Genomic DNA, 23,687 nt, shown 5'->3' on the forward strand with positions numbered 1-23,687 from the left:
GGCTATCATCCGATAGCTCCGTCGCCCCCGCGCAGGCGGGGGCCCCGCTTCCTTGTCTCCACGCCTCAAGTGCGCGGGGGCGACGAGGATTTTCGTTAATTTGATTAGAGTTGAGGGCCGAAAACCCTCACTCCTCGCCGGTCGGTTCCGGATCCGGCGTGGGGCTCGCCTCCTCGCCCGGAGCTGCCAGCGGGCTCTGCTGGGTGACGGCTTGGCCCGCCGAGTCCTGCAGGCGGCGCGGTTCCAGCATGGCGGTGGTTTCCAGCAGGTCGAGCGCGTCCTGCACGTCCTGATAGCGGCGCGCGTCGGCGATCCAGGTATCGGCGGCCTGCGCATTGGGCAGGCGCTGGACTTCGCTGATGGCGTTGGGAATGCGCCGCGCGGTCAGCATCAGCCGCGCCCGATCCACCCGCGCGGTGGGCGAAAGCAGGGTCGAGGAATCGCGGTGCACGGTGAACAGGTTGGCCAGTTCGTTGCGCGCCTTCTGCCACAGGCTTTCGTCGGTCTGCTTCTCGCTCAGCTCGGGCGAGAGCGCTTCGAGACGGGCGGACAGTTCGTCGAGCGTGACCGGGTTCTTCGCGAACTCGATCACCGTATCCACTGCGCGCGGCTGCGCATTGGTGAAGCGCAGGCGTAGTTGGTCGGCCACGTAGCTGAGCGGTTCGCCGCGATCGATCATGCGGCGCGCGGCGAAGGCGATCAGCAGGCCCTCGGCCCGTGCGGCGTTGCCGGAGGCGGCGTTGGTCTCGAAATCGACCCGCGAAAGCCGGTCCTCGACAAGCGCGAGGCGGCCTTCGACCGAACTGATTGCGGCCAGATCCTGCGCCGAGGGGGCATGGCCCACGACTGGGGCAGGCGCCGCTGCGACAGGCGCGGGCGTATCGTCCTGATGGGCCTCATGCCCGGGGAGCAGACGGTCGAAATAGCCCTCCTGCGCGCCCCACAGCGCCAGCGCTCCGCCCAGTACGAAGGCGAGTAGCGCGACAAACAGCGCTCCGGCCCGCGAACGCGGCCGATCGGGCATCAGGGTAGGGGGCGAGGTCAGGTCCTGCATCACGCTCGTTTCTGTAAGATCACGATCCCGGCGTAAAGCCTTGGCACAAGTCTCGGGCCAAGGCCAGCAGCGCCGCGTCGTCGGGGTTGGGGGCAGTGGCCAGTGCGGCCCAGCCGGTTCCGGCCGCTGCGGCAATGCGCGGGGCCAGCGCGGCAAGGCGGATTTTCGCGCGGCCGATTCCGGCTCCGGCCAGGGCCTGCGCGAAATGCGCCGCCGCCTGTCCGGAATGGAGCAATATCACGGCCGGGCCCCGCAATATCGCGGACAGGGCGGCGGGAAGCGGCAGCGCCTCGCTCGCATAGACATCGCGCGTGGTGATCGAGAGGCGCGGCGGTACGTCGAGTTTCACCCGGTCGCGCCCGGCAAGGCGCAGCAGGCGGCGATGGGCGGGATCGATGCGGTCCAGCATCTCCTGCAATCCGCCGCTTCCGGTCAGGACCACCTCCAGCCCGGCTTCGCGCGCGGCTTCGGCAGTGCGCTCGCCAACGGCATAAGCGGGCAATCCGCGATAAAGATCTAGCGCCGCGCCGCCATGACGCAGGGCATTGGCGCTGCCCAGCAGCACAGCGTCGACAGTCTCGGGCGCCGGCGGCTGCCAGTCGAGCGGGCGTACCGCGAAGAGCGGGAAGGACTGGGCCTCCAGCCCCATCGCGCGGGCGGCCTCGCAAGTGGCGTGCGCACCGGGCTCGGGCCGGATGATGATGAGGGGTAGCACGGTCTCGGTCAGGTGGCGGCTTCTGTGCCGGTGAAATGCACGGCAATGGCCGGGACCGCACGCGCCAGCAGATCGGCGGCGAGCCCGGCAGGTCCACGGGGGTCGCCGGGAGCGAAGCGGGCCTGGCCTTCCACTTTCTCGGCCCCGTCGGGGCTGTAGAGCGCGGCGCGTATCGCCAGCATGTCGCCCTCGCTGCGGGTGAGTACGGCGATCGGGCTGTGGCAATTGCCGCCGAGCCCGGCCAGCAGCGCGCGTTCTGCCTCAACCGCCGCGCGGCTGGGAGCGTGGTCTACGCCTGCGAGCAAGGCGCGCGTGCGGGCATCGTCAGCGCGGCATTCGATCATGATCGCGGCCTGTGCGGGGGCCGGCAGCCAGTCGTTCTCGTCGAGCGGATGGCCCGTGCCCGTCTCGCCCAGTCGCCTTAGCCCGGCAGCGGCCAGGAATGTGGCATCGACTTCGCCCGCCGCCAGTTTGGCCAGCCGCGTGGCGACATTGCCGCGAAACGTCACGACCTTGCAGTCGGGCCGGGCATGGAGAAGCTGCGCGGCGCGGCGCGGGGCACTGGTGCCCACGACGGCGCCTTGCGGCAGCGCGCGAATCGATTCGGCGCCAATCAGCACATCGCGCACATCCTCACGCGGGAGGATCGCGCCAATGGTGAAGATGTCGGGGCGAATGGTCTCGACATCCTTGGCCGAATGGACCGCGAAGTCGATTTCACCGGCCGCCAGCCACGCATCCAGCTCCTTGGTCCAGAGCGCCTTTCCACCGATTTCGGCAAGCGCGCGGTCCTGGATGCGATCGCCGCTGGCGGTCACGGCCACGATCTCTATATGCGCAACATCGATACCATGCGCGGCGGCAAGCCGATCGCGCGCTTCTTCGGCCTGCGCCAACGCCAGTGGCGAACGGCGGGTGCCGAGGCGGAAGTGGTGTTCATGCGTTTTGGTGAGCGTCGTCATCGGCGGGTTGTGCTACCCGCCAATGGCGGCCAGTGGAAGGGCCGTTCAGGGTAATACGAATATGAGCACGATTTTGGGCATCGAAAGCTCGTGCGACGAGACTGCGGCCGCGCTGGTTACCAGCGACCGGACCATTCTTGCGCAGCGCATCGCCTCGCAGGACGAGGCGCACCGGCCTTATGGCGGTGTCGTGCCCGAAATCGCCGCGCGCGCGCATGCCGAGCGGCTAGCTCCGCTGATCGAGGCGACCCTGGCCGATGCCGGAATGTCGCTGGACGATGTCGATGCCATTGCCGCCACGGCCGGTCCCGGTTTGATCGGCGGGGTGATGGTTGGCCTCGTTACCGCCAAGGCGCTGGCCATGGCGACGGGCAAGCCGCTGATCGCCGTCAATCATCTGGAAGGCCACGCGCTCTCGCCGCGTCTTGCCGATGCCGCGCTCGAATATCCGTATATGCTGCTGCTGGTTTCCGGTGGGCATTGTCAGATCCTGCTGGTGGAAGGCGTGGGCAAGTTCCGCCGCCTTGCCACCACGATCGACGACGCTCTGGGCGAGGCTTTCGACAAGTCGGCCAAGCTGCTCGGCCTCGGCTATCCCGGCGGGCCCGCAATGGAGCGGCTGGCGCGCGGGGGCAATCCGCGCGGGGTGCCGCTGCCACGCCCGCTGGTCGGATCGTCGGAACCGCACTTCTCCTTTGCCGGACTCAAGAGCGCAGTCATGCGGGCCAAGCAGTCCGGCCTCTACACCGATGCCGATATCGCCGCTGCCTTCCAGCAGGCGGCGATTGACTGCCTGATCGACCGCACGCGCCGCGCGTTGGCAAGCGTTGGCCCGGTCAATGCACTGGTGGTCGCGGGCGGGGTTGCCGCCAACAAGGCGATCCGCGCCTCGCTGGAAGCGCTCGCCACCGAGCACCGCCTCGATTTCGTGGCCCCGCCGCTGGCGCTCTGCACGGACAATGCGGCGATGATCGCATGGGCCGGGGTCGAGCGTTTCGCGCTGGGCCAGTCCGACCCGCTCGACGTCGCCGCACGGCCGCGCTGGCCGCTCGATCCCGACGCCGGCGCCGTGCGCGGCGCGGGGGTGAAGGCATGAGCGGGTCCGGGGCACCTGCCATCGGCGTGATCGGCGCGGGAGCCTGGGGCACCGCGCTGGCGCAGGCCGCCGCCGGGGATGGCAGCGAGGTCCTGCTCTGGGCGCGCGAGCCGGAGCTTGCCGCGCGTATCAACGAGACGCGCGGCAACGATATCTACCTTCCCAATGCCGTGCTGGCGCCGACGATCCGCGCGACTTCCGATCTGGCCAAACTGGCGGCCTTGCCGGTGCTGCTGGCCGTCGTTCCCGCGCAGTTTCTGGGGGGGGTGCTGGCGCAGCTTCCCGCGCTGGGCTTCACGGGCGGTACGCGCGATCTGGTGCTCTGCGCCAAGGGGATCGAGGCGGGGACCGGGCGGCTCATGGCCGATGTGGCGGCTGAGGCCGTGCCCGGTGCCGAGATCGCGGTGCTTTCCGGCCCCACGTTCGCGCACGAGGTCGCCGCCGGGCTGCCCACCGCCGTCACGCTCGCCTGCTCGGGCGGCGCGGCGCAGTGGCAGCGGCTTTCGCCCCTGCTCGCGCGGCCGGCACTGAGGCCTTACTACTCCGACGACGTCATAGGGGCTGAGATTGGCGGCGCGATCAAGAACGTGCTGGCGATTGCCTGCGGTGTGGTGGACGGGCTCAAGCTCGGCCAGAACGCCCGCGCGGCCCTGATCGCGCGTGGCTATGCGGAAATGCTGCGGTTCGGTCTGGCGCGTGGAAGCCGCCCGGAAACGCTTTCGGGCCTCTGCGGCCTTGGAGACCTTGTGCTGACCTGTTCCTCGACGTCCAGTCGCAACTTTTCGCTCGGCCTCGCGCTGGGGCAGGGCCAGACCGCCGAGCAGGCGCTGTCCGGCAAGAGTACCGTAGCCGAAGGCGCGGCAACCGCGCCTGTGCTGGTCGATATCGCCCGCCGCGACGGTATCGAGATGCCGATCGCCGAAGCCGTCAGCCGCCTGCTTGCAGGCTTGGCCCCCGCCGCCGAAGTGGTCAGCGGCATCCTCGCCCGTCCCCTGCGCGCCGAGCAGGAGCCGGTTCTTTGACCGACGGCATTACGGCCCGCGACGAGAACGTGCGGGAAGAACGGGAGCGCGACGATATCGCGGCGCTGGCCAAGGGCGGGCGTACCAATCTGTTCGGCTTCTTCCTGCGCCTGGCCGCGCGGATCCCGTTCCTGTTCATTGCCGGTCGCGCCTCGGTCTATGGTCCGGCGGCGCTGGGCCGCTTCGCCTCGGCGCTGGTGGTGATCGAGTTGACCTCGATGATCTGCACGATGGGCGAAAAGCGCGGGCTCGCGCTGCGCCTGTCGAACACCGAGGGCGAGGTCCGGCAGGCCAACGTGATTGCCGACGGCACGATTCTGGCGGTGATCGCGAGTGTCTGCGCGGCGCTGTTCTTCTGGTTCGTGCCCGCGCCGATGTTCCCGGGCGGGCACTATACCCAGATCGACCGGCTGATGGTGATCGCCATCCCACCGCTGACGCTCACCGAGATCTGGCTGGCTGCGCTGGCCTATCGCCTGCGGGTGACGCCCACTGTGTGGGCGCGCGCGATTGTCGAGCCTTGGACGATCTCGATTCTGGCGGGGGCGATGATCTGGATCGCGCCGGACAGCGGGCTTTCGATCGCTTATATCGGCTCGATCTTCGCTTCCGCGATCACCGCTTTCATACCCTTCATCCGCGAATATGGCGTGCCGCGTCAGTGGCGCCCGCGCCCGCACGAGATGCGCAAGCTGGCGATCCGCTCGCTGCCGATCGCGCTGGCCGATACCATCGAATGGGGCACGCGCCGCGTTGACCTGTTCCTGCTCGGCTTCCTGGCGCCGCCTTCGGCAGTCGGTGTCTATTACGCCGCGCAGCAGGTGGCGAGCCTACCGCAGAAGCTCAAGACCAGCTTCGAGCCCGTGCTGGGCCCGGTCATCACCCGCAACCTGAAGGAAAAGGACTATGCCGCGATTGCCCGGCAAGTCTGTCAGGTGGGCTTCTGGATCACTGCCGCACAGGCGGGCATCGCGCTGGCGCTCGGCCTTCCCGGCGAAGGCGTGATGGGCCTAGTCGGCCGCGAGTTCGTGGGCGGCACCGGCGCACTGGCATTCCTTCTGGCGGCCGAAGTGGTAGCGGCCACCGCCGTCGTCAGCGAGGCGGCGCTGATCTATGTCGCGCGCTTGCGCAATCTTGTCGTCTCGGTTCTGACCATCGGCTTTCAGGCGGGCATGACGTTCGGAGGCATCCTGCTCTTGCAGCACTGGGGCTACAATTCGCTCTATCAGGCTGCCTGCGCTGCGGCGGCACTGATGGTTTCGCTGGGCTTCGCCTCGATCATCAAGTCGCACATGCTGGCGAAGTTCCTTGGCCAGTCGATCAACAACTGGCGCTGGGCGCTGGTCTGGGCAGCCGTCCCGGCGGTGGTGATCGGCTACCTTGCCACCCGGTTCCTGCCCGAGTGGGCCGAGCTGGCTTTCGGCATTCCCGCGATTCTGGGCTCCTATTTCCTGGTGATCTGGAAGAAGGCGTTCGGTCCCGAAGACCGCAAGTTGTTCCACAAGACCAAGCCTGCGTCTGTTTGAAAAATACGCGAAACGCGCATTTTTGTCGCGGCACCAGCACCAGTTCGTCTAGGTTAAACGCATGAACCCCCGCCGCGCCTCCATCGTCGCCGCTGGCGCCGCGCTCAGCCTTGCCTTGTCTTTCGTCTCGACGCGCGTTGTGGGGCCGGACTTCGTGAGCGGTCTTGAACGCAGCGCCATGCAAGTGCGTGACGAAGCGGGCGGGCAGGCCGTCACGCTCGCCTTTCGCGACCGCTACGGCTGGCTGACGCGCCATCCGATCCTCTCGGGCGGGCAGGGGCTGGACGATGCCACGCGCACGCGCGTCGCCGCCGCCGTTTCCGATGTGCCGGGCATTGGCGGGATCAGCTGGGCAGGGCAGGACACCGCCGTTGCCAAGCTACGCTGTCAGGACGACGTCGAGGGCATTCTCGCCACCCGTTCGATCCGCTTTACCGAGGCGAGCGCCCAGATTGACCCGGCCAGCGTGCGGTTGCTCGACGAAGTGGCGCAGGCGCTGCGGCCCTGCGTTGGCAGTATCATCGCGGTGACCGGTCATACCGATGCGGGCGGCATTCCCGAGGCCAATGTGGCGCTGTCCCGCGCGCGGGCGGAAGCGGTGCGCTGGGCATTGATCGGGCGCGGTATTCCGGCAGACGGACTGCGCGCCACCGGCGTCGGCGCCAAACAGCCGATCGAGGGGCTGGATCCACACGATCCGGCCAATCGCCGCATCGAATTCTCCGTAATCGCCTCGGCTCCCGTCAAGCCGACGCCGATCGACACGCCCGGACCCGGTTGATGTCGCGTTGCGCGCAGGAGGCAATTATGGCGGGAAATGCTATGAAAGGAGCCGCCCATGCCGCTATGGCTTGAAATGGCCGTTTCGGTGCTGCTGACCTACCTTGCTGGGTTCGGCATCGGCTGGCTCCTGTGGAACCGGAAGGGATAGTTTCGTGCTGCAAATGATAGAGGCCAACTCGCTGGTCTTCATCGCCGCCCTGTTGATCGGCATCGTCGTCGCCTTCTGGCTCTTTGCCAGAGCCTCGAAACCGGCGCCGCGCGACCGGCGGCCCGATGTGCTGGACGAAGGCGCTGCCCCCGCGCAGCGCAACCAGGCCCTGATCGACGACGCCCCGCCCGCCGCGCGCTTCACCGCGCCCGTCCATATCGATCCGCCCGCGATGGCGGGGACGATGGCCGGGATCGGCGAGGTCATCGCCGTCGCCGCGCAGGAGGAAGTCGATAACGTGGTGCCGCCGCAGACCATCGCCGCCGAGCCGGCGGAACCGGTCCCGGCCCCCGTGGTGACACCGGCAGCGGAACCGGCGCCCGCGCCCGCTTCGGCGCCTACTGGTGGAGCCGACGATCTGCGCAAGATCAAGGGGCTTGGCCCCAAGATGCAGACCTTGCTGACGACGCTGGGGATCACCCGCTTCGAGCAGATCGCTGGTTGGACCGATGCCGACCTCGATGATCTCGATGGCAAGCTGGGCGCTTTCGCGGGCCGTCCGCGCCGGGACAACTGGGTCGAACAGGCCAAGATGCTCGCGAGCGGCGATACCGGCGCTTACGAGGCAAAGTTCGGCAAGCTCTGAGGGCGACAACCTCAGGCACGTAAAAAGGGGCCGCGGATCTCTCCGCGGCCCCTTTTTTATTCCGTCAGGCGCTGGCTATCACGCCCCGGCACGGTAGCTTTCCATGATGTCGCGGCGCAGCGCGGCGCCGCTGTCGGTGCGCGAGTAGAACATGTGCCCGCCCGGGTACATGTGCAGGTGCACGCGGTCGGCGCGGCCGAACTCGGGCATCTGCGAGACGATAAGGCGCGATCCGAAGTAGGGGCACGAAAGGTCGTCCCAGCCGTGAACGATGTCCACGGTCATCTTCGGGTCGATCGAGATTGCCTGACGCAGATCCTTCACCGGGTTGTCGCTGTTGTCGCGGTCCCAGGCCTCGTTCACTTCATTGGACAGCGCGTTGTAGCGCGCGTCGACCTTCCAGCCGACCTGACGCGTCACGAAGTCGACCATGGCCGAAGTGGTGGGCGCGATAAGCGTGGTCAGCAGCGGATCGCCGTACTGCGCGCGGGCGCTGGCCGGGAACGGGTCATAGGCGGTGAAGTTCGAATCGTAGACCGAACCGACCAGTCCCTGATCGCGGCGGATTTCGCGCAGATATGTGCCGATGTCGACGCGGCCGTCCATGCGGCGGACGAGCGCGGGATCGAGGCCGGTGATCTCGGCAACCTTGGCTGACAGGCGGTCGGTCGCTGCCTTGTCCTTCGGGCCGGCGAGGAAGTCGGCCACGAACTCGGTCTTCAGATACTGCTCGATCGGCGCCATGGTCTCGGCGCTGAGCTTGCCTTCGCGCTCAAGGTGACCGGCCGCCATCGCGGGCAGGTTGATCATCCACGGCAGCGGGGAAAGCGCATCATCCTCGCCGATGGCCGGCGGGTCGAGGTAGGGCGAAACCATGGTCATGCCATTGATGCCCACGCCCATCTGCGTCTGCAGGTAGTAGGCAAGGCGCGGCACGCGGTAACCGCCATAGCTTTCGCCGGCCAGGTACTTGCGGCTGGTGAGGCGGCCGTTCGTGTTCAGCCAGTCATAGACGATGCGGCTGAGGTACTTGATGTCGTTCTCGGACGTGTAGAACGCCTTCTTCGTCGCCTCAGCATCGACGCGGCTGCGGGAGAACCCGGTCCCGATCGGGTCGATGAAGACGAGGTCGGTGAAGTCCAGCCACGAATTCGCGTTGTCGCGCAGCACTGCCGAATCGGACGGGGCATCGCCCTGCGCGCCGAACTGCACGCGCTTGGGGCCGATCGCACCGAGGTTCAGATAGACCGAAGCCGCGCCGGGGCCGCCGTTGAAGGCGAACGTCACCGGGCGCGTGGCGGGGGCGCCGGGTACGGTATAGGCGGTGTAGACCACCTCGCCGATGGTCTTGCCTTTCTCGTCCTTGACGGGAAGCGATCCGACGGTGGCGACGTAATTGACGGTCTTGCCGCCGATCACGGCCGACTGCTTGATCGACTTGGCTTCGGGGAAGGGGGCGAGCTGGCTGTCGTCCTTCTTCTCATCCTTGGCTTCGGGGGCAGGCTTGTCGGCCGCGTAAGTGGCGGCAGGGCCTGCGGCCAAGGCGAGCGAAAGCGCCAGGCAGGCGAGGGAAACGGTGCGCATCGGGAAGTACGACCCCTTGATTGAGTGCGCCCGCTTCCGGGGCGCCGATGGGGGCGATGCTTAGAACGGGCAAATAGTATACGGCAAGTGAGTCCTTGCCGAAAATGCGACACGGGCGGTGGGTTTCGTTGGCGGTGAGGTTCCTCCGCCCATCCCTCTCATTCTGAGCTTGTCGAAGGACGGCCGCATTGCGCCACGCCACAAGGGGCTTCGACAGGCTCAGACTGAGCGGGACTGGGAAAACGGCGGGAGGATGTGGCTTCGGCTGGCCGGTGAGGTTTTCCTACCCGCTCCCGCTCATCCTGAGCTTGTCGAAGGATGGCAACCTCGCGCTACGCCCGCAGAGGCCTTCGACAAGTTCATCCTGAGCGGGATCGGTGGAACGACGACCCCCAACCGATCAGGGCAGCATTGATCCCGTATCGATGAAGCGCTGATGCCAGGACAACGCCTCGCCCGGCAGCGAGGGTGACTGAAGCCCGTAAGACCCCTTCAGTGCGCGGGCGTAATAATCCTCCAGCAACAGACGATAGTCCGGATGCGCGCAGTTGCTGATGATGACCTTGGCACGCTCCCTGGGGCTGAGCCCGCGCAGATCCGCAAGGCCCTGCTCGGTGACGATCACCTGCACGTCCTGGTTGATGTGATCGACATGGCTCGCCTGCGGCACGATGGCCGAGATCTTGCCGCCCTTGGCGGTAGAAGGCGTCATGAAGATCGAGATGAAGGCATTGCGCGCGAAGTCGCCCGATCCGCCGATGCCGTTCTGGATGCGCGAGCCCATCACGTGGGTGGAGTTCACCGCGCCGTAGATATCGGCCTCGATCAATCCGTTCATGGCGATGCAGCCCAGGCGGCGGATCAGCTCGGGATGGTTGGAGATTTCCTGCGGACGCAGGATCATCTTGTCGCGGTACCGGCCCATGTCAGCATTGACGCGCGCCGCCGCCTCGGGGCTGAGCGAGAAGGCCGTGGCCGAAGCCATGCGCAGCTTGCCCGAGTCCAGCAGGTCCAGCATGCCGTCCTGGATTACCTCGGTGTAGGAAGTGAGGTTCTCGAACGGCGCGTCGACAAGGCCGGTCAGCACGGCATTGGCGATATTGCCCACGCCGGACTGGATCGGCAGCAGTTCGCGGGGCAGGCGGCCCATCTTCACTTCGTGGCGAAGGAATTCGAGAATGTGGCCGGCGATGGCGCGGGCCTTGTCATCCGGCGGGCTGAACGGTGCATTGCGGTCCGGCCGGTCGGTTTCGACTACGGCCACGACCTTGGTGGGGTCAACCTTCAGGTAGGGAGAGCCGATGCGGTCGTCCGCCTTGACCAGCGGGATTGGCACGCGGTTGGGGGGCAGGGCGGTGCCGTAATAGATGTCGTGCATGCCCTCCAGCGCCTCGTTCTGCCACGCGTTCACTTCAAGGATCACCTTGGAGGCGCGGTCGAGCCAGGTCTTGTTGTTACCCACGGAGGAGGAGGGGATCAGGCTGCCGTCGGCGCGGATGCCCGAAATTTCGATCACCGCCGTGTCCAGCGGGCCGAGGAAGCCCTGCCAGGCCATCGGTGCCACCTGGCTCAGGTGCATGTCGAAGTAGTTCATCTCGCCCTTGTTGATGCGTTCGCGGGCGATGGGGTCGGAGTTGTAGGGCAGGCGGAATTCGATGCCGTCCGCCTTGGCCAGCGCGCCGTCGAGTTCGGGGCCGGTCGAGGCGCCCGTCCACATGCGGACCTTGAAGGCGTGCCCGGCGGCATGTTCGGCTTCGATCCGGGCGGCCAACGCCAGCGGCACCGCCTTGGGGTAGCCCGATCCGGTGAAGCCGCTCATTCCCACGGTGGTGCCACTCTCGATGAGGCGGGCGGCCTCCTCGGCGGGCATGATCCGTGAACGCATTTCGGGACATTCGATCCGCATGGCTACCTCTCGCTTGTGACTTGGGACCTATGACTTGGGCATTTGACTTTCCCGGGCGGAGCCAGTCGCGCCTGCGTGCGCGCAGGTACAGTGCAAAGTCTACCGATGCGATTGCGGCCAGCGCATGACAAGTAACATGGAGGGGGCAACTGCTTCTAGCGCGGACCCATTTCCATGACGGCGCGCGCAAGTGCGACAAGTTCGGCCTCACGATTGACGCCGCACTTCTGGAAGATCGTGCGCAACTGGGCGATCACGGTCTGAACACTGACGCCGCGCAGATTCGCTGCCTCCTGCCGCGAATGGCCATGGGCAAGCAGTGCCACCACTTCGCCTTCGGCCGCGGTCAGGCCCAGCGCGGTTCCGATCGTGCGTCCCTGCGCCTGCGCGGGGCCGAGCGGCGCGCGCAAAGTGACGATCACCCTTGGCGCGAAGCCGAAGCTCCAGTCGTGCCGGGGCAGGGTGCGGACATCGATGAGCAGGAGGTCGGTGTCCGAGCGGAGCCACAGGTCGGCTGGCCCATCGGCCGCCCCGGCAAGCGCGGCGGCGATGCGCTTCTGGAGCAGCCGGTCTACATCGAGGCGCGACGCATGCAGCGTGCCGGCGCGGACCTGCAAGGTGCCGGGGCCGAGCAATGCCCGCGCCGTTTCGGTCGCGTCACACACCCGGCCCAGCGAATCGAGCAGGATGGCCGGGCTCTGGAACGCCTCCAGCGAGCCGCGCAGCAGATCGATGCCCTGATGCTCGATGGCATCCTGCATACGGATCGCGGCAAGCACGTGGGGAGCCACGGCTTGCAATACCGCGCGCTGCGCCTCGGTGGTCAGGCCCTCGCGATGTCCGTGCAGCACCGCAAGGCCGAAGAACACACCGGGCCGCTGGCTGAGCACGATCTGCGCGCCGAACTCGGCGTCATACTTTCGGACGTGGTCCAGATAGGCTTCGTTTGTCCCATTTTGGCGCACTTCTTGATAATGCGCCTCCCAGGTCAGCTCCATCGGCGCGCGCGTGGCGGCCACGCGATAGTTTACGTCGCGCCGCAATCCGCCCGCAGCGATGAACTCTTCCTCGTAATCGGGAGGGCAGTCGGTCGCCCAGTTGAAGGACCGGAAGCGATGGCCCAAGGCGAGCAGCTGGGCATGGGAAGAGCCCGTAATGTCGCGCAAAGCCTTGAGTGCAGTATCCCACCCTCCCTGTTCGAAGGGTGCCCGCGCGAAGAGGTCTGCCACCTCTTTGCCATCGCTGAGGGATTCCCTGTTCCCGTGCACATGACCTTCATGGCGGCTGGACGTGTACTTAACAAGTACTGTTAATGAGCACTCGTGCTCAGAGTCTTTACCATGGGCGTGGTATGCCTGCAGGCGGCGTTACGTCCAGAACGGATCTGCGACCCGAGGGATCGGCGAAATGCCATCCTGAGACTATGCCCGGGCCCTGTTCCTACAGGGTCCGGGCGTCTTGTATCGGCCATCGGGAATGGGCGCGGGCGGATCACGGAAGCTGGTTAACGCTTTCTCAGTGGCCCCACTTTTTCTTCTGCACTTTGCCATACCGCGTCTTGCGCGTGCCGGGCTTGCCCTCGTTGCTGCGGCCGACGATGGGTGCTTTCTTGTGGTCGTCCGGGATGCCGAGTTCGCTGGCTTCGAGGCGGCGAATCTCGTCGCGCAGGCGGCCGGCTTCCTCGAATTCGAGATCGGCGGCGGCGTTGCGCATCTTCTTTTCGAGGTCCTCGATATAGGCCCGCAAGTTGTGGCCGACGAGGTTGTTCTCACCCTCGGCATCGATGTCGATCAGCACGCCGTCGCGGCTGGCGGTGTCCGCCACGATATCGGCGATGCGGCGCTTGATCGTCTGCGGGGTGATGCCGTGTTCGGTGTTGTATTCTTCCTGCTTGGCGCGGCGGCGGTCGGTTTCGGCGATGGCGCGTTCCATGCTGCCGGTCATGCGGTCGGCATAGAGGATCACGCGGCCATCCACGTTGCGCGCGGCGCGGCCGATGGTCTGGATCAGGGAGGTTTCGCTGCGCAGGAAGCCTTCCTTGTCGGCATCGAGGATGCAGACCAGCCCGCACTCGGGAATGTCGAGGCCCTCGCGTAGCAGGTTGATGCCTACCAGCACGTCGTACACGCCCATGCGAAGATCGCGGATCAGTTCGATGCGTTCCAGCGTCTCCACGTCGCTGTGCATGTAGCGGACGCGCACGCCGGCCTCGTGCATGAATTCGGTAAGGTCCTCAGCCATGCGCTTGGTGAGCGTAGTGACGAGCGTGCGATAGCCGCGCTCGGCGGTGGTTTTGCACTCGACGATGCAGTCCTGCACCTGATCTTCGACCGGGCGGATCTCCACCGGCGGATCGATCAGGCCGGTGGGGCGGATCACCTGTTCGGCAAAGACGCCGCCCGATTCGTCCATTTCCCAGTGACCGGGTGTCGCGGACACAGCGATGGTCTGCGGGCGCATCGCATCCCATTCGTTGAAGCGCAGAGGCCGATTGTCGATGCAGCTCGGCAGGCGGAAGCCATATTCGGCCAGCGTGATCTTGCGGCGGTGGTCGCCTTTCGACATGGCGCCGATCTGCGGCACCGTCTGGTGGCTTTCGTCCACGAACAGCAGCGCATTGTCCGGCAGGTATTCGAACAAAGTCGGCGGCGGCTCTCCCGGCAGGCGGCCGGTGAGGAAGCGCGAATAGTTCTCGATTCCCGCGCAACTTCCGGTGGCGGAAATCATCTCCAGGTCGAAATTGGTGCGCTGTTCCAGCCGCTGGGCTTCGAGCAGGCGGCCTTCGGCTTCCAGTTCCTTGAGGCGCTCGGTCAATTCGAAACGGATCGCCTCGCTCGCCTGCTTCATCGTCGGCCCCGGCGTCACGTAGTGCGAGTTCGCGTAGACCCGCACCTTTTCGAGCGCGGAGCCCTTCTTGCCGGTGAGCGGATCGAACTCGGCAATCTCCTCGATCTCGTCCCCGAAGAACGAGATGCGCCAGGCGGTGTCCTCAAGGTGGCTGGGAAACAGTTCCAGATTGTCCCCGCGCACGCGGAAGGTGCCGCGCGTGAAGGCGGCATCGTTGCGCTTGTACTGGAGGGCGACCAGCTTGCGGATGATCTCGCGCTGGTCCTGCGTATCGCCGACCTTGAGATCGAAGATCATCGCCGAATAGGTCTCGACCGAGCCGATGCCGTAGAGGCACGAGACCGAGGCGACGATGATCACGTCGTCCCGCTCCAGCAGCGCCCGCGTCGCCGAATGGCGCATGCGGTCGATCGCCTCGTTCACCGAGCTTTCCTTCTCGATGTAGGTGTCCGACCGGGCGACGTAGGCCTCGGGCTGGTAATAGTCGTAATAGGAGACGAAGTATTCGACTGCGTTTTCGGGGAAGAAGTCCTTCATCTCGGCATAGAGCTGCGCGGCGAGGATCTTGTTTGGCGCCAGGATCAGCGCCGGGCGCTGCAGTTCCTCGATCACCTTGGCCATCGTGAACGTCTTGCCCGAGCCCGTTACGCCCAGCAGCACTTGTGTCTTCTCGCCCTCTCCCGCCGTGGCGACGAGGTCGGCGATGGCCGTCGGCTGGTCTCCGTTCGGTTCGTATTCCGAAACGACCTTGAACGGCCTGCTCGGCATCGACTTGTCGGGACGCTGCGGTTTGTGAGGGACGAAAGTGCCCGAGGTGTCCGGTTCCTCAAGGCCCCGGCGGATGATCAGCTCTGCCATGCGAGAACATATGGGGTATGTCGCCGGGCCTCGCAATGAGTCATTGGCAGGGCGCGGCGGCCGGTGATACCCCTCAAGCCTTGGGACGACGCGAAGGGATAACGGTTACATGGCGCGGATGGCGACAGTTTCGATGGCGTTCCTGGGGCTGGTTCTGGTAGGGACGACGACTGGTTGCGGCTCGAAGACTGACGATTCGAAGGAGCAGGCCTCCCGGCAACCGACCCCCGGCGCAAAGTCCATGGAAGATGTGAAGCAGGAAGCGGCACAGCTCCAGCGGCCGACACCGGGCCAGTACAAGCAGACGGTCCAGGTCACCCGCATGGACGTGCCCGGCCTGCCCAGCGAGGCGGCCGAGCAGATGAAGGCGATGATGGCCAAGACCAAGGTCAGCACGTTCTGCCTGACCGCCGCCGAAGCCGAAAAAGGTTACCGCGACATGTTCGAGGGGATCGGCAAGGGCAAGGAGTGCACCATTCGCGCTTCGAGGTTGATGGCGGCAAGCTCGATGCCCAAATGGACTGCAAGTCCGGCGATCACGGGCGAGCCGTCATGAAGCTGGCCGGAACCGTCACCGCGGAAGGTTCGGACGTGACGGTCGTCATGGACATGTCCGGCGGTCCGGGGCCAAACGGGCAAATGAATATGGCGATGCACACCACCACCCAGCGCATCGGTGACTGTAAATAGCGGTGGCTGTGAGTAACGAAGGAAAGAAGTGAACGGTTCGGCCCCGCGACAGATCGGCATGATGCGCAGCGCTATCGCGCGCCGCGCCGCCTTGGCGCGTGAGCCGCATCCCGAAGGCGTCCGCAGGCCATCGCTTCGGCTGTTCCTTGCCGAACTCGCTTCGCTGCGCCGGGGCGGGTGGAAGGCGCCCACCGTGGAAAAGGCGCTGCATCCGCAGCCGGTGATGCTGCTGCCGGGCTTCGGCGCCCATCCCAACCGGATGAAGCCGATGGCCGAGGCGCTCGCCGAGGCGGGGCACGAGGTCTACGACTGGGGGCTGGGGCTCAATCTTGGGCCCAATCCGCAGAACTTCACATTCCTGATGCGCCGCGTGGGCGCACTCGCCCGGCAGCATCGCCGGCCGGTCGCACTGGTCGGCTGGAGTCTGGGCGGACTGTTCTCGCGAGAGATCGCGCGGCGGGAGCCCGATTGTGTGTCGAAAGTCATCACCATGGGCACGCCCTTCTCGGGCGACCCGCGCGCCAACAATGCCTGGCGCGCCTATCAGGTGGTGACCGGCCATTCGGTCAATGCGCCGCCGATCGACTGCGATTTCACGGTCAAACCCACGGTGCCGACGATCGCGCTGTGGAGCCCGCGCGACGGCGTGATCCACCCGCGCTCGGCCTGCGGCTGGCCCGGAGAGCGCGACCGGGCGGTGGCGATCCGCTGCTCGCACCTTGGCTTTTCCAGCGATCCGCGCGTGATCGCGGAAGTGCTGCGCCAGCTCGACGTCGAGGAATAAGCGGGCTGTCTCAGGCCATGACGTCATCGCGGGGCCGGGACACGGGTGGCCGCGATGCCAGCGAGCATCCCGCACTGGCAGAGATCATCATCGCGACGGCCAGCCACTGTAGCCCCGTCAGCCGTTCATCCAGCACCAGATAGCCGATGATCGCACCCAATGCAGGGGCCATGCTGCTCAGCAGGCCGACGATCCGGCTGGGAAGCTGCCCCATCGCCCGCATTTCCAGTACGTAAGGCAGCGCGCTCGACAGTACCGCGACCACCCCACCCAGCGCCAGCGCGTGCAGCGGCAGGCTCGCCGGGGCAGAGGCAAGGCCGAAGGGCACGGTAACGAAGCAGGCGACTATCATGCCGATCGAGACCGCCGTGGAGCCGCCGACCTCGGACGCCCGCCGCCCGCAGAGGATGTAGAGAGCCCAGCAGGTCGCCGCCCCGAGCGCGAAGAGGATGCCGATGGGATCGAGCGCTTGGGCGTTCCCCTCCCACGGGATCAGCAGTGCCATGCCGCTGAGTGCCAGGGCCAACCACAGGAAGTCCTTCACCGAGCGCGAGGTCGCCAGAACCAGACTTAATGGCCCGCAGATCTCGATGGCGACGGCAATGCCGATGGGAATGCGCCGGATCGCCCAGTAGATCATCAGGTTCATGCCGCCGAGCACCAGCCCGTAGAGCAGCAGCCACCGTAACTGCCGCCCGGTCATCCGAGCGCGCCAAGGGCGGGCGACGGCCAGCAGGATCGCTGCCGAGATCGTCGTGCGCAGGGCCGCCACGCCCTCCGGACCGGCAAGCGGGAACAGACTCTTCGCGAAGGCTGCGCCGAGATTGATCGATGCCTGCGCGACGATGATGGAGAGGCCGGCGAGAAGGGCGGAACGGTCGGTTTTAGGGCGCGACTTCATTATGGCGCGATGCCTGCGGAGAGCGCAAAGGGCAAGGGCGGGATGGCGGTTACTCTCGGCCGAACGGGAGGCAGTGCGCGTGATGCCGGGGGAAGGGTGGTAAGCAACCGCTATCCCACTCATATCGTCATCCTGAAACAACTTCAGGATGACGGAGGTACGGTGTTGGCAAGCGGATTTTTCCTATCCATCTCGCAATGACCGACGTTTAGGCCGAGAGTGCACAGTCCGGACGCTCAAAGCGTTCGAGATAGCGGAAGAATGTACTCCCGGGTGAGTGGAGCCAGCTGCATCACTGCCGCCTCCGCATGACCCACCCAAACCGCCTCTTCGATTTCCGATTGCGTTTCGGGAGTGTGCCGGGTGCGGACATGGAAAACCTCAGCCTCGACGATATGGCCCGCTTCATTGGCTGCCGGTGCCGAAAAACTGCCGAGGTGGCGAATTTCCTCGTCGATCACCGACAGGCCGATCTCCTCGCGCAACTCGCGCCGAAGCGCGGATAGCGCGCTCTCGCCATCCTCTATTTTGCCTCCGGCTTGCATGAACCACGCTGTGCCGGTCTTGCGAACCAGCAGAAGTCTGCCGTCCTCATCGTCGATCAAAGCTGCCGCAATGCGGATGGTGTGATGTGCGCCTTGCTCCATTCAACTGTCGTAGCAGGCAGGGAAACCGGTTCAACGGGCCTAATTCGTCGGCGGACGCCGGCGCTAGCTGAGCGCTTCGGCCACATGGACCCGCCCTACCTCCACCGCTCCGGCAAGGTCCGCGATCGTGCGTGCTACCCGCAGGATGCGTGAATAGCCGCGAGCGGACAAGTGCGTGGCCTCGGCCGCCTGCATCGGCAGCTTGCGGCCTGCCTCGTCGGGCGTGGCGTCGGCTTCGAGCAAGTCGCCGTCGATTTCGGCATTGGTGCGCCTGCCGGCGCCCTCAAGGCGCACGCCCTGCACCTGCCGCGCGCGGGCGACGCGGACGGCGAACTTCGGCGCTACCTTCCTTGGGTGGTGGCAGGTCGGGGGGCGATAGATTGATGGTGATGCGCTTGGATGGCAGCGCAAGACCCATTGCGGTCAGTGCCGCGCTGACGGGCTGCCTGCTTTCGCCCACTGCCTTGTCCGGCAGGCCGACCAGCGCGAACCCTGGCATTCCCGGTGCCATCTGACATCGAACTTCGACCGGGCGCGCCTTCAACCCCATGTAGGCGACGGTCGAAACAGGTGCGACCACGAAGGCCCTTAGCTTTTGAGAGTACCGGCTCTCAGGATTAATGACGGGCGAATTGAGTACTTGTCGGGAGTGACATCGCTGACAGGCGCTGCCGATATGCAAAGCGCTACTCAGGCCAATCCTTACATCGCTTTAACCGCAAGTCTCACGGCTTGGGTAATGACTTGCGCCGCAGTCTCATCGCATGCGTATTTTCGCCGCTGCCTTGTCTGTTCCGCTGCTGGCCCTGCTGCCGCTGGCTCCCGTATCTGCGTATTCGCAGGAGGTGGGGCAGGCCATAGCTTATGAGACGGTGATCTTCGAAGAACCCGGCTATGTGCAGGAGCCGGTGGGCGGCATCGCGGTCGAATCTGTCCCTGCCGGTGGTGAGCGACTGGTCGATAGCGGCTGGCAGCAGGCGTCGCCTGCTCCGATTCCCAAGGGCATTGCCGCTTACGGTCCGTTCCGGGTCGTCGATGCGCACCATGCCGCGCTTGTGGGCGTGACCGATTCGCGCAGCCCCGAACGGTTCGCGGCGATGCTGCGCGACTGGCCGGTGATTGCCGAGCTTGAGATGATCGAGTGCCCGGGCACCGAGGACGATCTGGCCAATTTGCGGCTCGGGCGGATGATTCGCGCTCGTGGGATTGCCACGCATGTGCCGGATGGCGGCTCGGTGCGCTCGGGCGCGGTCGAACTGTTTCTGGCCGGGGCCCATCGCTATGCCGATCCCGGCGCGGAATTTGCGGTCCATTCGTGGATCGACGATTCGGGCCGCGAGGCTGGCGACTATGCGGCGGATTCGCCGGAAAACCGGCGCTATCTGGACTATTATCGCCAGATGGGCATGGATGCCGGGGAAGCCCGTGCGTTCTATGCGATGACCAATTCGGTGCCGTTCGAATCGGCGCTATGGTTCGGATCCGCCGAAATGGGGCGGTGGGTGCCGCTCGATCGCGAGGTTGCGGGACCGGGGGCATGAATCGCCTTGTTCGTTCGCGAATCCTTGACTCGCCGCCAGCGCTCCAGTAACGGCGCCGTCTGTTCTGTGGTCATCCTGTGTGGACGGCCCTTTTTATTCGAATTTTCGAGGACCGTCATGAAGCGCACTTTCCAGCCCAGCCGCCTTGTCCGCGCCCGCCGTCATGGCTTCCGCGCCCGCACGGCGACTGTCGGTGGCCGCAAGGTGCTTCGTGCGCGCCGCGCTCGCGGCCGCAAGAAGCTGTCGGCCTAAGACCACTTCCGGCCTCACGGCTGGATGCGGCACCGGCCCGTGCCGCCATCCGATTCGTCGCATGCCCCGTGCGGAGCGAGGAATCGGGTGGCGGCACGGGCCGCCGCTGTTTGTGCCCGGCCTGATCGCCGTCGGTGCATTTGCAGTCCGTCGCTCCGCTCCCTATCTGCCGGGCTGACATGACTGCTGCCTACGCCATAATGACCCGCCGGGCGGACTTCGTTGCCGCTAATGCGGGGCTGCGCGTGGCGCGGCCGGGATTCGTGCTGCTGGCCAAGCCCAACGACGGGCAGGGACAGCGCGCCGGGATCACGGTTACCAAGAAGATCGGCAATGCCGTCGTGCGCAACCGCATGAAGCGTCGCTTCCGGGCGCTGCTGCGCGAGTTGCTGCCCGAGCATGGCCTTGCCGACACCGACCATGTCCTGATCGGCCGCGAGAACGGCGTGGAGCGCGATTTCGCGCTCCTGCGCGACGAACTGGTGGTGGCATTGGGGCGTGCACAGGCGGGCAAGGGCGATCCGCCCAGAAATGCACGCGGCAAGAACCGGGGCGGCAAGCGTTCCGGCAAGCCGGACAAATCTGGCCCGAATAAAACGCCGCAACCGGATAAATCTGCCCCGTGAACAAGGCGTTCGCCTTGCTCGCCCGGGTTCCCGGATTGTTGCTGATCGGCATCGCCCGGGCTTGGCAGATCGGCCCTTCGCGGGTCCTGCCGCCGTCCTGCCGCTACTCGCCGTCCTGCTCGCAGTATGCGATTGTAGCGGTCCGCAAGCACGGTGCGATTAAGGGTGGCTGGCTGGCGTTCAAGCGTCTATTGCGCTGCCAGCCTTGGGGTGGGCACGGCTACGACCCGGTGCCGGACTGAGATGAATAGAGGCAGCGCCTGCCGCTGCCACTGACGGGATTACGACAGGAAAGCCTTGGTGGAAAAGCAGCGCAACATTATTCTGGCGGTCGTCCTGACCGCGCTCGTGCTCTTCGGCTGGGAAGCCGGCGTCCGTTACTTCTATCCGAACGCCAACAAGCCCCCGGTCCAGACCGAGCAGCAGGCGGCACCGCCCGCTCCCGCCAGCGGCATCAAGCCGACCCGTGAGGGCGGCCTGCTCGACCCGACCGACGTCGCGCTGGAACGGCAGGACCTGAAGTCCGCGCTGACCACGGGCGGCCGCGTGCCGATCCAGGCGCCGGGCGTTTCGGGCTCGATCAACCTCAACGGTGCACTGCTCGATGACCTCGTGCTCAATCGCCACCGCGAAACGGTGCAGAAGGATTCGGGCCCGGTCCGCATGTTCTCGCCCTCGGGCACGCCGGCGCAGCACTACGCGCAGTTCGGCTGGCTGGGGCAGGGCGTTCCCGCGCCGAGCGCCGCCACTGTCTGGACCGCGCCTGCCGGTGCCAAGCTGACGCCGACCACGCCGGTCACGCTCACCTGGGACAACGGCCAGGGCCAGGTCTTCGCGCTGACCTTCAAGGTCGACGACAATTACATGATCACCGCCGACCAGCAGGTGATGAACAAGGGCGCCTCGGCTGTCACCGTGCAGCCCTTCGCCTTCGTCAACCGCACCAACCGCACTGCCGCCCAGTATGCCTGGACGCTGCGCACCGGCGGTATCGGCGCGTTCGACGGCTCGGTCGAATTCGGCCCCAAGTACGACGACCTGCTGAAGGCGGGCCCGCAGAGCCCGACCGGCAATGTCGACTGGATCGGCTTCACCGACGTCTACTGGATGTCGGCCGTGATCCCCGTGGGTGCCAAGGCGACCGGCTCGTTCCGCTCGCTCGGCAACCAGATCTTCCGCGCTGATGCCGTCTTCGAGCAGAGCGTGATCCAGCCCGGCCAGACCCTGACGCGCGAAACCAAGCTGTTCGCCGGCGCCAAGGAACACGCCGTGCTCAACGCCTATGAGCAGCAGGGCGTCACCAACTTCGGCCTCGCGATCGACTGGGGCTGGTTCCGCTGGTTCGAAAAGCCGATCTTCTGGCTTCTGGTGAAGCTCTTCGCGATCACCGGCAACTTCGGCGTCGCCATCATCCTGTTGACCGCCATCGTGCGCGGCATCATGTTCCCGGTTGCCCAGCGCGGCTTCGCCTCGATGGCCGCGATGCGTGCGATCCAGCCGAAGATGAAGGCGCTGCAAGAGCGCTACAAGGACGACAAGGAAAAGCAGCAGCTTGAGATCATGAAGCTGTACAAGGAGGAGAAGGTAAACCCGCTTGCCGGCTGCCTCCCCATGTTCCTGCAGGTTCCGGTGTTCTTCGCGCTCTACAAGGTGCTCAACCTCGCGATCGAGATGCGCCACCAGCCCTTCGTGCTGTGGATCAAGGACCTTTCGGCGCCCGATCCGCTCCACATCGTCAACCTGTTCGGCCTGCTGCCGTTCACGCCCCCGGCCTTCCTTGGCATCGGCATTCTGGCACTGCTGCTGGGCGTCACCATGTACCTGCAGTTCAAGCTGAACCCGCAGCAGATGGACCCCGCGCAGCAGCAGGTCTTCGCCCTGATGCCCTGGTTCATGATGTTCATCATGGCGCCGTTCGCTTCGGGTCTGCTGGTTTACTGGATCACGTCCAACCTGCTCGCGATCGGCCAGCAGAAGCTGCTCTACGTGATGCATCCGCAGCTCAAGGCGCAGCAGGAGAAGGAAGCCCAGGACAAGGCGCGTGCTCTCGAGCGCGAGAAGAAGGCCTGATTTGATGACGGGTGAAACCGAAAATGAAGACATCGTCGAGCAGGCGCGCAAGCTCTTTTCAGGACCGGTGACGTTCCTGAAGAGCGCGCCCGCGCTCAAGTTCCTGCCCGACCCGGACGTGCCCGAGATCGCGTTCTGCGGCCGCTCGAACGTCGGCAAGTCCTCGCTGCTGAACGCGCTGACTGGCCGCAAGGCGATTGCGCGCACTTCGGTGACGCCGGGCCGCACGCAGGAACTGAACTTCTTCGATGTGGGCGAGCCGCTCCAGTTCCGGCTGGTCGATATGCCGGGCTACGGCTTCGCCAAGGCCCCGCCCTCGGTGGTCGAGACCTGGCGCCGCCTGATCCGCGATTACCTGCGCGGCCGCGTGGAGCTGAAGCGCACGCTGCTGCTGGTCGATTCGCGCCACGGCGTGAAGGCGGTCGATGCCGACATGATGAAGATGCTGGACGAGGCCGCTGTCGGCTACCGCATCGTCCTCACCAAGGCGGACAAGATCAAGGCGACCGAGTTGGACAAAGTCTATGCCGAGACCGTGGCCGAAGCGCGCAAGCACCCCGCGGCCTATCCCGAGGTGCATATTACCTCGTCCGAAAAGGGCCTCGGCATTGCCGAGCTGCGCGGGGCGGTTTTGTCCGATTCGCTGATCTGAACTGATCGGGCCGGGCCTTGTGCCCGGCCTTTTTGTTTGGCCCTTCGACTCCGGCCTAGTCGGGACTTTTCCAATCAAGACCTTACCGTCGTCCCCGCGAAGGCGGGGACCCCGCTTGTTCTTGGCGAGCGGGGCAAAAGGAAGCGGGGCCCCCGCCTGCGCGGGGGCCCCGCGGTGTTTTGGATGATGGCGTGGTTTCACGTGAGCTTCGCGGGTATCAAGGTGCCTTAGGGACGAGGCGCTCGGTGAGGGCTGTGGGGCCGGCGTAAAGCATCAGGCCTCCACCCAACCTTTCCGTTACCCCTCAGCGGCCTGCGGCGTAATCAACCGTGCCGCACCGTCACCATACTATCGCATTCACCTGTCACCATCGGCGT

The 23,687-nt window shown here is 65.9% G+C and carries 23 protein-coding genes and 2 pseudogenes; 14 read left to right on the forward strand and 11 right to left on the reverse strand.

Going from position 1 to position 23,687, the window contains the following annotated elements; translation table 11 throughout:
- Window positions 1-127: 127 nt before the first annotated feature.
- Genes AC1VVM_RS05530 through hemC form a run of 3 tightly spaced genes read right to left on the reverse strand, consistent with a single transcriptional unit; the run spans window position 128 to window position 2,731 of the window.
- Window positions 128-1,054, reverse strand: a complete 927-nt coding sequence (locus AC1VVM_RS05530; protein WP_482903074.1) for a hypothetical protein — start codon at window positions 1,052-1,054, stop codon at window positions 128-130.
- Between the two features lie 19 nt (window positions 1,055-1,073).
- Entirely contained in the window at window positions 1,074-1,769 is a 696-nt protein-coding gene (locus tag AC1VVM_RS05535; protein ID WP_482956066.1) for a uroporphyrinogen-III synthase, read from the reverse strand.
- 8 nt (window positions 1,770-1,777) lie between these two features.
- On the reverse strand, window positions 1,778-2,731 hold the full coding sequence (gene hemC / locus AC1VVM_RS05540; protein ID WP_482903076.1) for a hydroxymethylbilane synthase: 954 nt from the start codon (window positions 2,729-2,731) through the stop codon (window positions 1,778-1,780).
- Between the two features lie 61 nt (window positions 2,732-2,792).
- Between hemC and tsaD the strand changes: the two genes are divergently transcribed.
- From tsaD to AC1VVM_RS05565, 5 genes are all read left to right on the forward strand, one after another.
- The gene (tsaD, locus tag AC1VVM_RS05545; RefSeq protein ID WP_482956067.1) at window positions 2,793-3,827 is read left to right on the forward strand and encodes a tRNA (adenosine(37)-N6)-threonylcarbamoyltransferase complex transferase subunit TsaD; all 1,035 of its coding nucleotides are present in this window, start codon (window positions 2,793-2,795) and stop codon (window positions 3,825-3,827) included.
- A complete protein-coding gene (locus tag AC1VVM_RS05550) occupies window positions 3,824-4,849 on the forward strand; it encodes an NAD(P)H-dependent glycerol-3-phosphate dehydrogenase (RefSeq protein ID WP_482956068.1) in 1,026 nt (341 codons plus the stop codon). Before tsaD ends, AC1VVM_RS05550 begins: the two co-directional genes overlap by 4 nt.
- Window positions 4,846-6,375, forward strand: coding sequence for a lipopolysaccharide biosynthesis protein (locus AC1VVM_RS05555; RefSeq protein ID WP_482903079.1), 1,530 nt, complete (start codon window positions 4,846-4,848; stop codon window positions 6,373-6,375). The genes AC1VVM_RS05550 and AC1VVM_RS05555 overlap by 4 nt, the downstream gene beginning before the upstream one ends.
- Window positions 6,376-6,436: 61 nt before the next feature.
- Window positions 6,437-7,156 carry an OmpA family protein gene (locus tag AC1VVM_RS05560; RefSeq protein WP_482903080.1) on the forward strand — a complete coding sequence of 240 codons (720 nt, stop codon included), beginning with the start codon at window positions 6,437-6,439 and terminating at the stop codon, window positions 7,154-7,156.
- Between the two features lie 163 nt (window positions 7,157-7,319).
- A complete protein-coding gene (locus AC1VVM_RS05565) occupies window positions 7,320-7,952 on the forward strand; it encodes a hypothetical protein (protein ID WP_482905153.1) in 633 nt (210 codons plus the stop codon).
- Between the two features lie 78 nt (window positions 7,953-8,030).
- Here the strand turns inward: AC1VVM_RS05565 and AC1VVM_RS05570 are convergent, their stop codons facing one another.
- The 4 genes from AC1VVM_RS05570 to uvrB form a co-directional block, all read right to left on the reverse strand.
- Window positions 8,031-9,536: a S10 family peptidase gene (locus AC1VVM_RS05570; protein WP_482903081.1), complete on the reverse strand. Its 1,506-nt coding sequence runs from the start codon at window positions 9,534-9,536 to the stop codon at window positions 8,031-8,033.
- Between the two features lie 400 nt (window positions 9,537-9,936).
- On the reverse strand, window positions 9,937-11,442 hold the full coding sequence (locus AC1VVM_RS05575) for an acetyl-CoA hydrolase/transferase family protein (RefSeq protein ID WP_482956069.1): 1,506 nt from the start codon (window positions 11,440-11,442) through the stop codon (window positions 9,937-9,939).
- Between the two features lie 155 nt (window positions 11,443-11,597).
- Complete coding sequence (locus AC1VVM_RS05580; RefSeq protein ID WP_482903083.1) at window positions 11,598-12,671, reverse strand: helix-turn-helix transcriptional regulator; 1,074 nt, start codon at window positions 12,669-12,671, stop codon at window positions 11,598-11,600.
- A gap of 286 nt (window positions 12,672-12,957) precedes the next feature.
- Window positions 12,958-15,147, reverse strand: coding sequence for an excinuclease ABC subunit UvrB (gene uvrB / locus AC1VVM_RS05585; RefSeq protein WP_482903084.1), 2,190 nt, complete (start codon window positions 15,145-15,147; stop codon window positions 12,958-12,960).
- Between the two features lie 109 nt (window positions 15,148-15,256).
- Here uvrB and AC1VVM_RS05590 point away from each other — a divergent pair, with 109 nt between their 5' ends.
- From AC1VVM_RS05590 to AC1VVM_RS05600, 3 genes are read left to right on the forward strand one after another with little or no spacing between them, the layout of a single operon-like run.
- Entirely contained in the window at window positions 15,257-15,703 is a 447-nt protein-coding gene (locus AC1VVM_RS05590) for a hypothetical protein (protein ID WP_482956070.1), read from the forward strand.
- The gene (locus tag AC1VVM_RS05595) at window positions 15,664-15,837 is read left to right on the forward strand and encodes a DUF3617 family protein (protein ID WP_482956071.1); all 174 of its coding nucleotides are present in this window, start codon (window positions 15,664-15,666) and stop codon (window positions 15,835-15,837) included. The genes AC1VVM_RS05590 and AC1VVM_RS05595 overlap by 40 nt, the downstream gene beginning before the upstream one ends.
- Before the next feature lie 58 nt (window positions 15,838-15,895).
- Window positions 15,896-16,621: an alpha/beta fold hydrolase gene (locus tag AC1VVM_RS05600; protein WP_132388611.1), complete on the forward strand. Its 726-nt coding sequence runs from the start codon at window positions 15,896-15,898 to the stop codon at window positions 16,619-16,621.
- A 10-nt stretch (window positions 16,622-16,631) separates the two neighbouring features.
- Here AC1VVM_RS05600 and AC1VVM_RS05605 read toward each other — a convergent pair whose 3' ends face one another.
- The 4 genes and pseudogenes from AC1VVM_RS05605 to AC1VVM_RS05620 form a co-directional block, all read right to left on the reverse strand.
- Window positions 16,632-17,522, reverse strand: coding sequence for an EamA family transporter (locus AC1VVM_RS05605; RefSeq protein WP_482903086.1), 891 nt, complete (start codon window positions 17,520-17,522; stop codon window positions 16,632-16,634).
- 236 nt (window positions 17,523-17,758) lie between these two features.
- Complete coding sequence (locus tag AC1VVM_RS05610) at window positions 17,759-18,169, reverse strand: NUDIX hydrolase (RefSeq protein WP_482956072.1); 411 nt, start codon at window positions 18,167-18,169, stop codon at window positions 17,759-17,761.
- Between the two features lie 63 nt (window positions 18,170-18,232).
- Window positions 18,233-18,533, reverse strand: a pseudogene (locus AC1VVM_RS05615) (magnesium chelatase subunit ChlI family protein); the annotation flags it as partial.
- A 36-nt stretch (window positions 18,534-18,569) separates the two neighbouring features.
- Window positions 18,570-18,719: pseudogene (locus AC1VVM_RS05620) on the reverse strand (magnesium chelatase domain-containing protein); the annotation flags it as partial.
- 214 nt (window positions 18,720-18,933) lie between these two features.
- Here AC1VVM_RS05620 and AC1VVM_RS05625 point away from each other — a divergent pair.
- The 6 genes from AC1VVM_RS05625 (at window position 18,934) to yihA (ending at window position 23,310) form a co-directional block, all read left to right on the forward strand.
- Window positions 18,934-19,710 (forward strand): alpha/beta hydrolase, encoded by a 777-nt coding sequence (locus AC1VVM_RS05625; RefSeq protein ID WP_482956073.1) that lies wholly within the window; start codon window positions 18,934-18,936, stop codon window positions 19,708-19,710.
- Window positions 19,711-19,827: 117 nt separating this feature from the next.
- Window positions 19,828-19,962 carry a 50S ribosomal protein L34 gene (gene rpmH, locus AC1VVM_RS05630; RefSeq protein WP_039388288.1) on the forward strand — a complete coding sequence of 45 codons (135 nt, stop codon included), beginning with the start codon at window positions 19,828-19,830 and terminating at the stop codon, window positions 19,960-19,962.
- A 179-nt stretch (window positions 19,963-20,141) separates the two neighbouring features.
- Window positions 20,142-20,588, forward strand: a complete 447-nt coding sequence (gene rnpA, locus AC1VVM_RS05635) for a ribonuclease P protein component (RefSeq protein ID WP_482956074.1) — start codon at window positions 20,142-20,144, stop codon at window positions 20,586-20,588.
- A complete protein-coding gene (gene yidD, locus AC1VVM_RS05640) occupies window positions 20,585-20,830 on the forward strand; it encodes a membrane protein insertion efficiency factor YidD (RefSeq protein ID WP_482956075.1) in 246 nt (81 codons plus the stop codon). Before rnpA ends, yidD begins: the two co-directional genes overlap by 4 nt.
- Before the next feature lie 58 nt (window positions 20,831-20,888).
- Window positions 20,889-22,658: a membrane protein insertase YidC gene (yidC, locus tag AC1VVM_RS05645; RefSeq protein ID WP_482903092.1), complete on the forward strand. Its 1,770-nt coding sequence runs from the start codon at window positions 20,889-20,891 to the stop codon at window positions 22,656-22,658.
- A gap of 4 nt (window positions 22,659-22,662) precedes the next feature.
- The gene (gene yihA / locus AC1VVM_RS05650) at window positions 22,663-23,310 is read left to right on the forward strand and encodes a ribosome biogenesis GTP-binding protein YihA/YsxC (RefSeq protein ID WP_132388302.1); all 648 of its coding nucleotides are present in this window, start codon (window positions 22,663-22,665) and stop codon (window positions 23,308-23,310) included.
- Window positions 23,311-23,687 lie beyond the last annotated feature (377 nt).

This window comes from Novosphingobium sp. BL-S-33 (assembly GCF_056857025.1).

Bases quoted from the DNA above. Each gene is read 5' to 3' on its own strand.
- AC1VVM_RS05530 (WP_482903074.1), bottom strand. From the start codon at position 1,054: ATGCAGGACCTGACCTCGCCCCCTACCCTGATGCCCGATCGGCCGCGT.
- hemC (WP_482903076.1), bottom strand. From the start codon at position 2,731: ATGACGACGCTCACCAAAACGCATGAACACCACTTCCGCCTCGGCACC.
- tsaD (WP_482956067.1), top strand. From the start codon at position 2,793: ATGAGCACGATTTTGGGCATCGAAAGCTCGTGCGACGAGACTGCGGCC.
- AC1VVM_RS05550 (WP_482956068.1), top strand. From the start codon at position 3,824: ATGAGCGGGTCCGGGGCACCTGCCATCGGCGTGATCGGCGCGGGAGCC.
- AC1VVM_RS05560 (WP_482903080.1), top strand. From the start codon at position 6,437: ATGAACCCCCGCCGCGCCTCCATCGTCGCCGCTGGCGCCGCGCTCAGC.
- AC1VVM_RS05565 (WP_482905153.1), top strand. From the start codon at position 7,320: ATGATAGAGGCCAACTCGCTGGTCTTCATCGCCGCCCTGTTGATCGGC.
- AC1VVM_RS05570 (WP_482903081.1), bottom strand. From the start codon at position 9,536: ATGCGCACCGTTTCCCTCGCCTGCCTGGCGCTTTCGCTCGCCTTGGCC.
- AC1VVM_RS05575 (WP_482956069.1), bottom strand. From the start codon at position 11,442: ATGCGGATCGAATGTCCCGAAATGCGTTCACGGATCATGCCCGCCGAG.
- uvrB (WP_482903084.1), bottom strand. From the start codon at position 15,147: ATGGCAGAGCTGATCATCCGCCGGGGCCTTGAGGAACCGGACACCTCG.
- AC1VVM_RS05590 (WP_482956070.1), top strand. From the start codon at position 15,257: ATGGCGCGGATGGCGACAGTTTCGATGGCGTTCCTGGGGCTGGTTCTG.
- AC1VVM_RS05595 (WP_482956071.1), top strand. From the start codon at position 15,664: ATGGACTGCAAGTCCGGCGATCACGGGCGAGCCGTCATGAAGCTGGCC.
- AC1VVM_RS05600 (WP_132388611.1), top strand. From the start codon at position 15,896: ATGATGCGCAGCGCTATCGCGCGCCGCGCCGCCTTGGCGCGTGAGCCG.
- AC1VVM_RS05605 (WP_482903086.1), bottom strand. From the start codon at position 17,522: ATGAAGTCGCGCCCTAAAACCGACCGTTCCGCCCTTCTCGCCGGCCTC.
- AC1VVM_RS05610 (WP_482956072.1), bottom strand. From the start codon at position 18,169: ATGGAGCAAGGCGCACATCACACCATCCGCATTGCGGCAGCTTTGATC.
- AC1VVM_RS05625 (WP_482956073.1), top strand. From the start codon at position 18,934: ATGCGTATTTTCGCCGCTGCCTTGTCTGTTCCGCTGCTGGCCCTGCTG.
- rpmH (WP_039388288.1), top strand. From the start codon at position 19,828: ATGAAGCGCACTTTCCAGCCCAGCCGCCTTGTCCGCGCCCGCCGTCAT.
- rnpA (WP_482956074.1), top strand. From the start codon at position 20,142: ATGACTGCTGCCTACGCCATAATGACCCGCCGGGCGGACTTCGTTGCC.
- yihA (WP_132388302.1), top strand. From the start codon at position 22,663: ATGACGGGTGAAACCGAAAATGAAGACATCGTCGAGCAGGCGCGCAAG.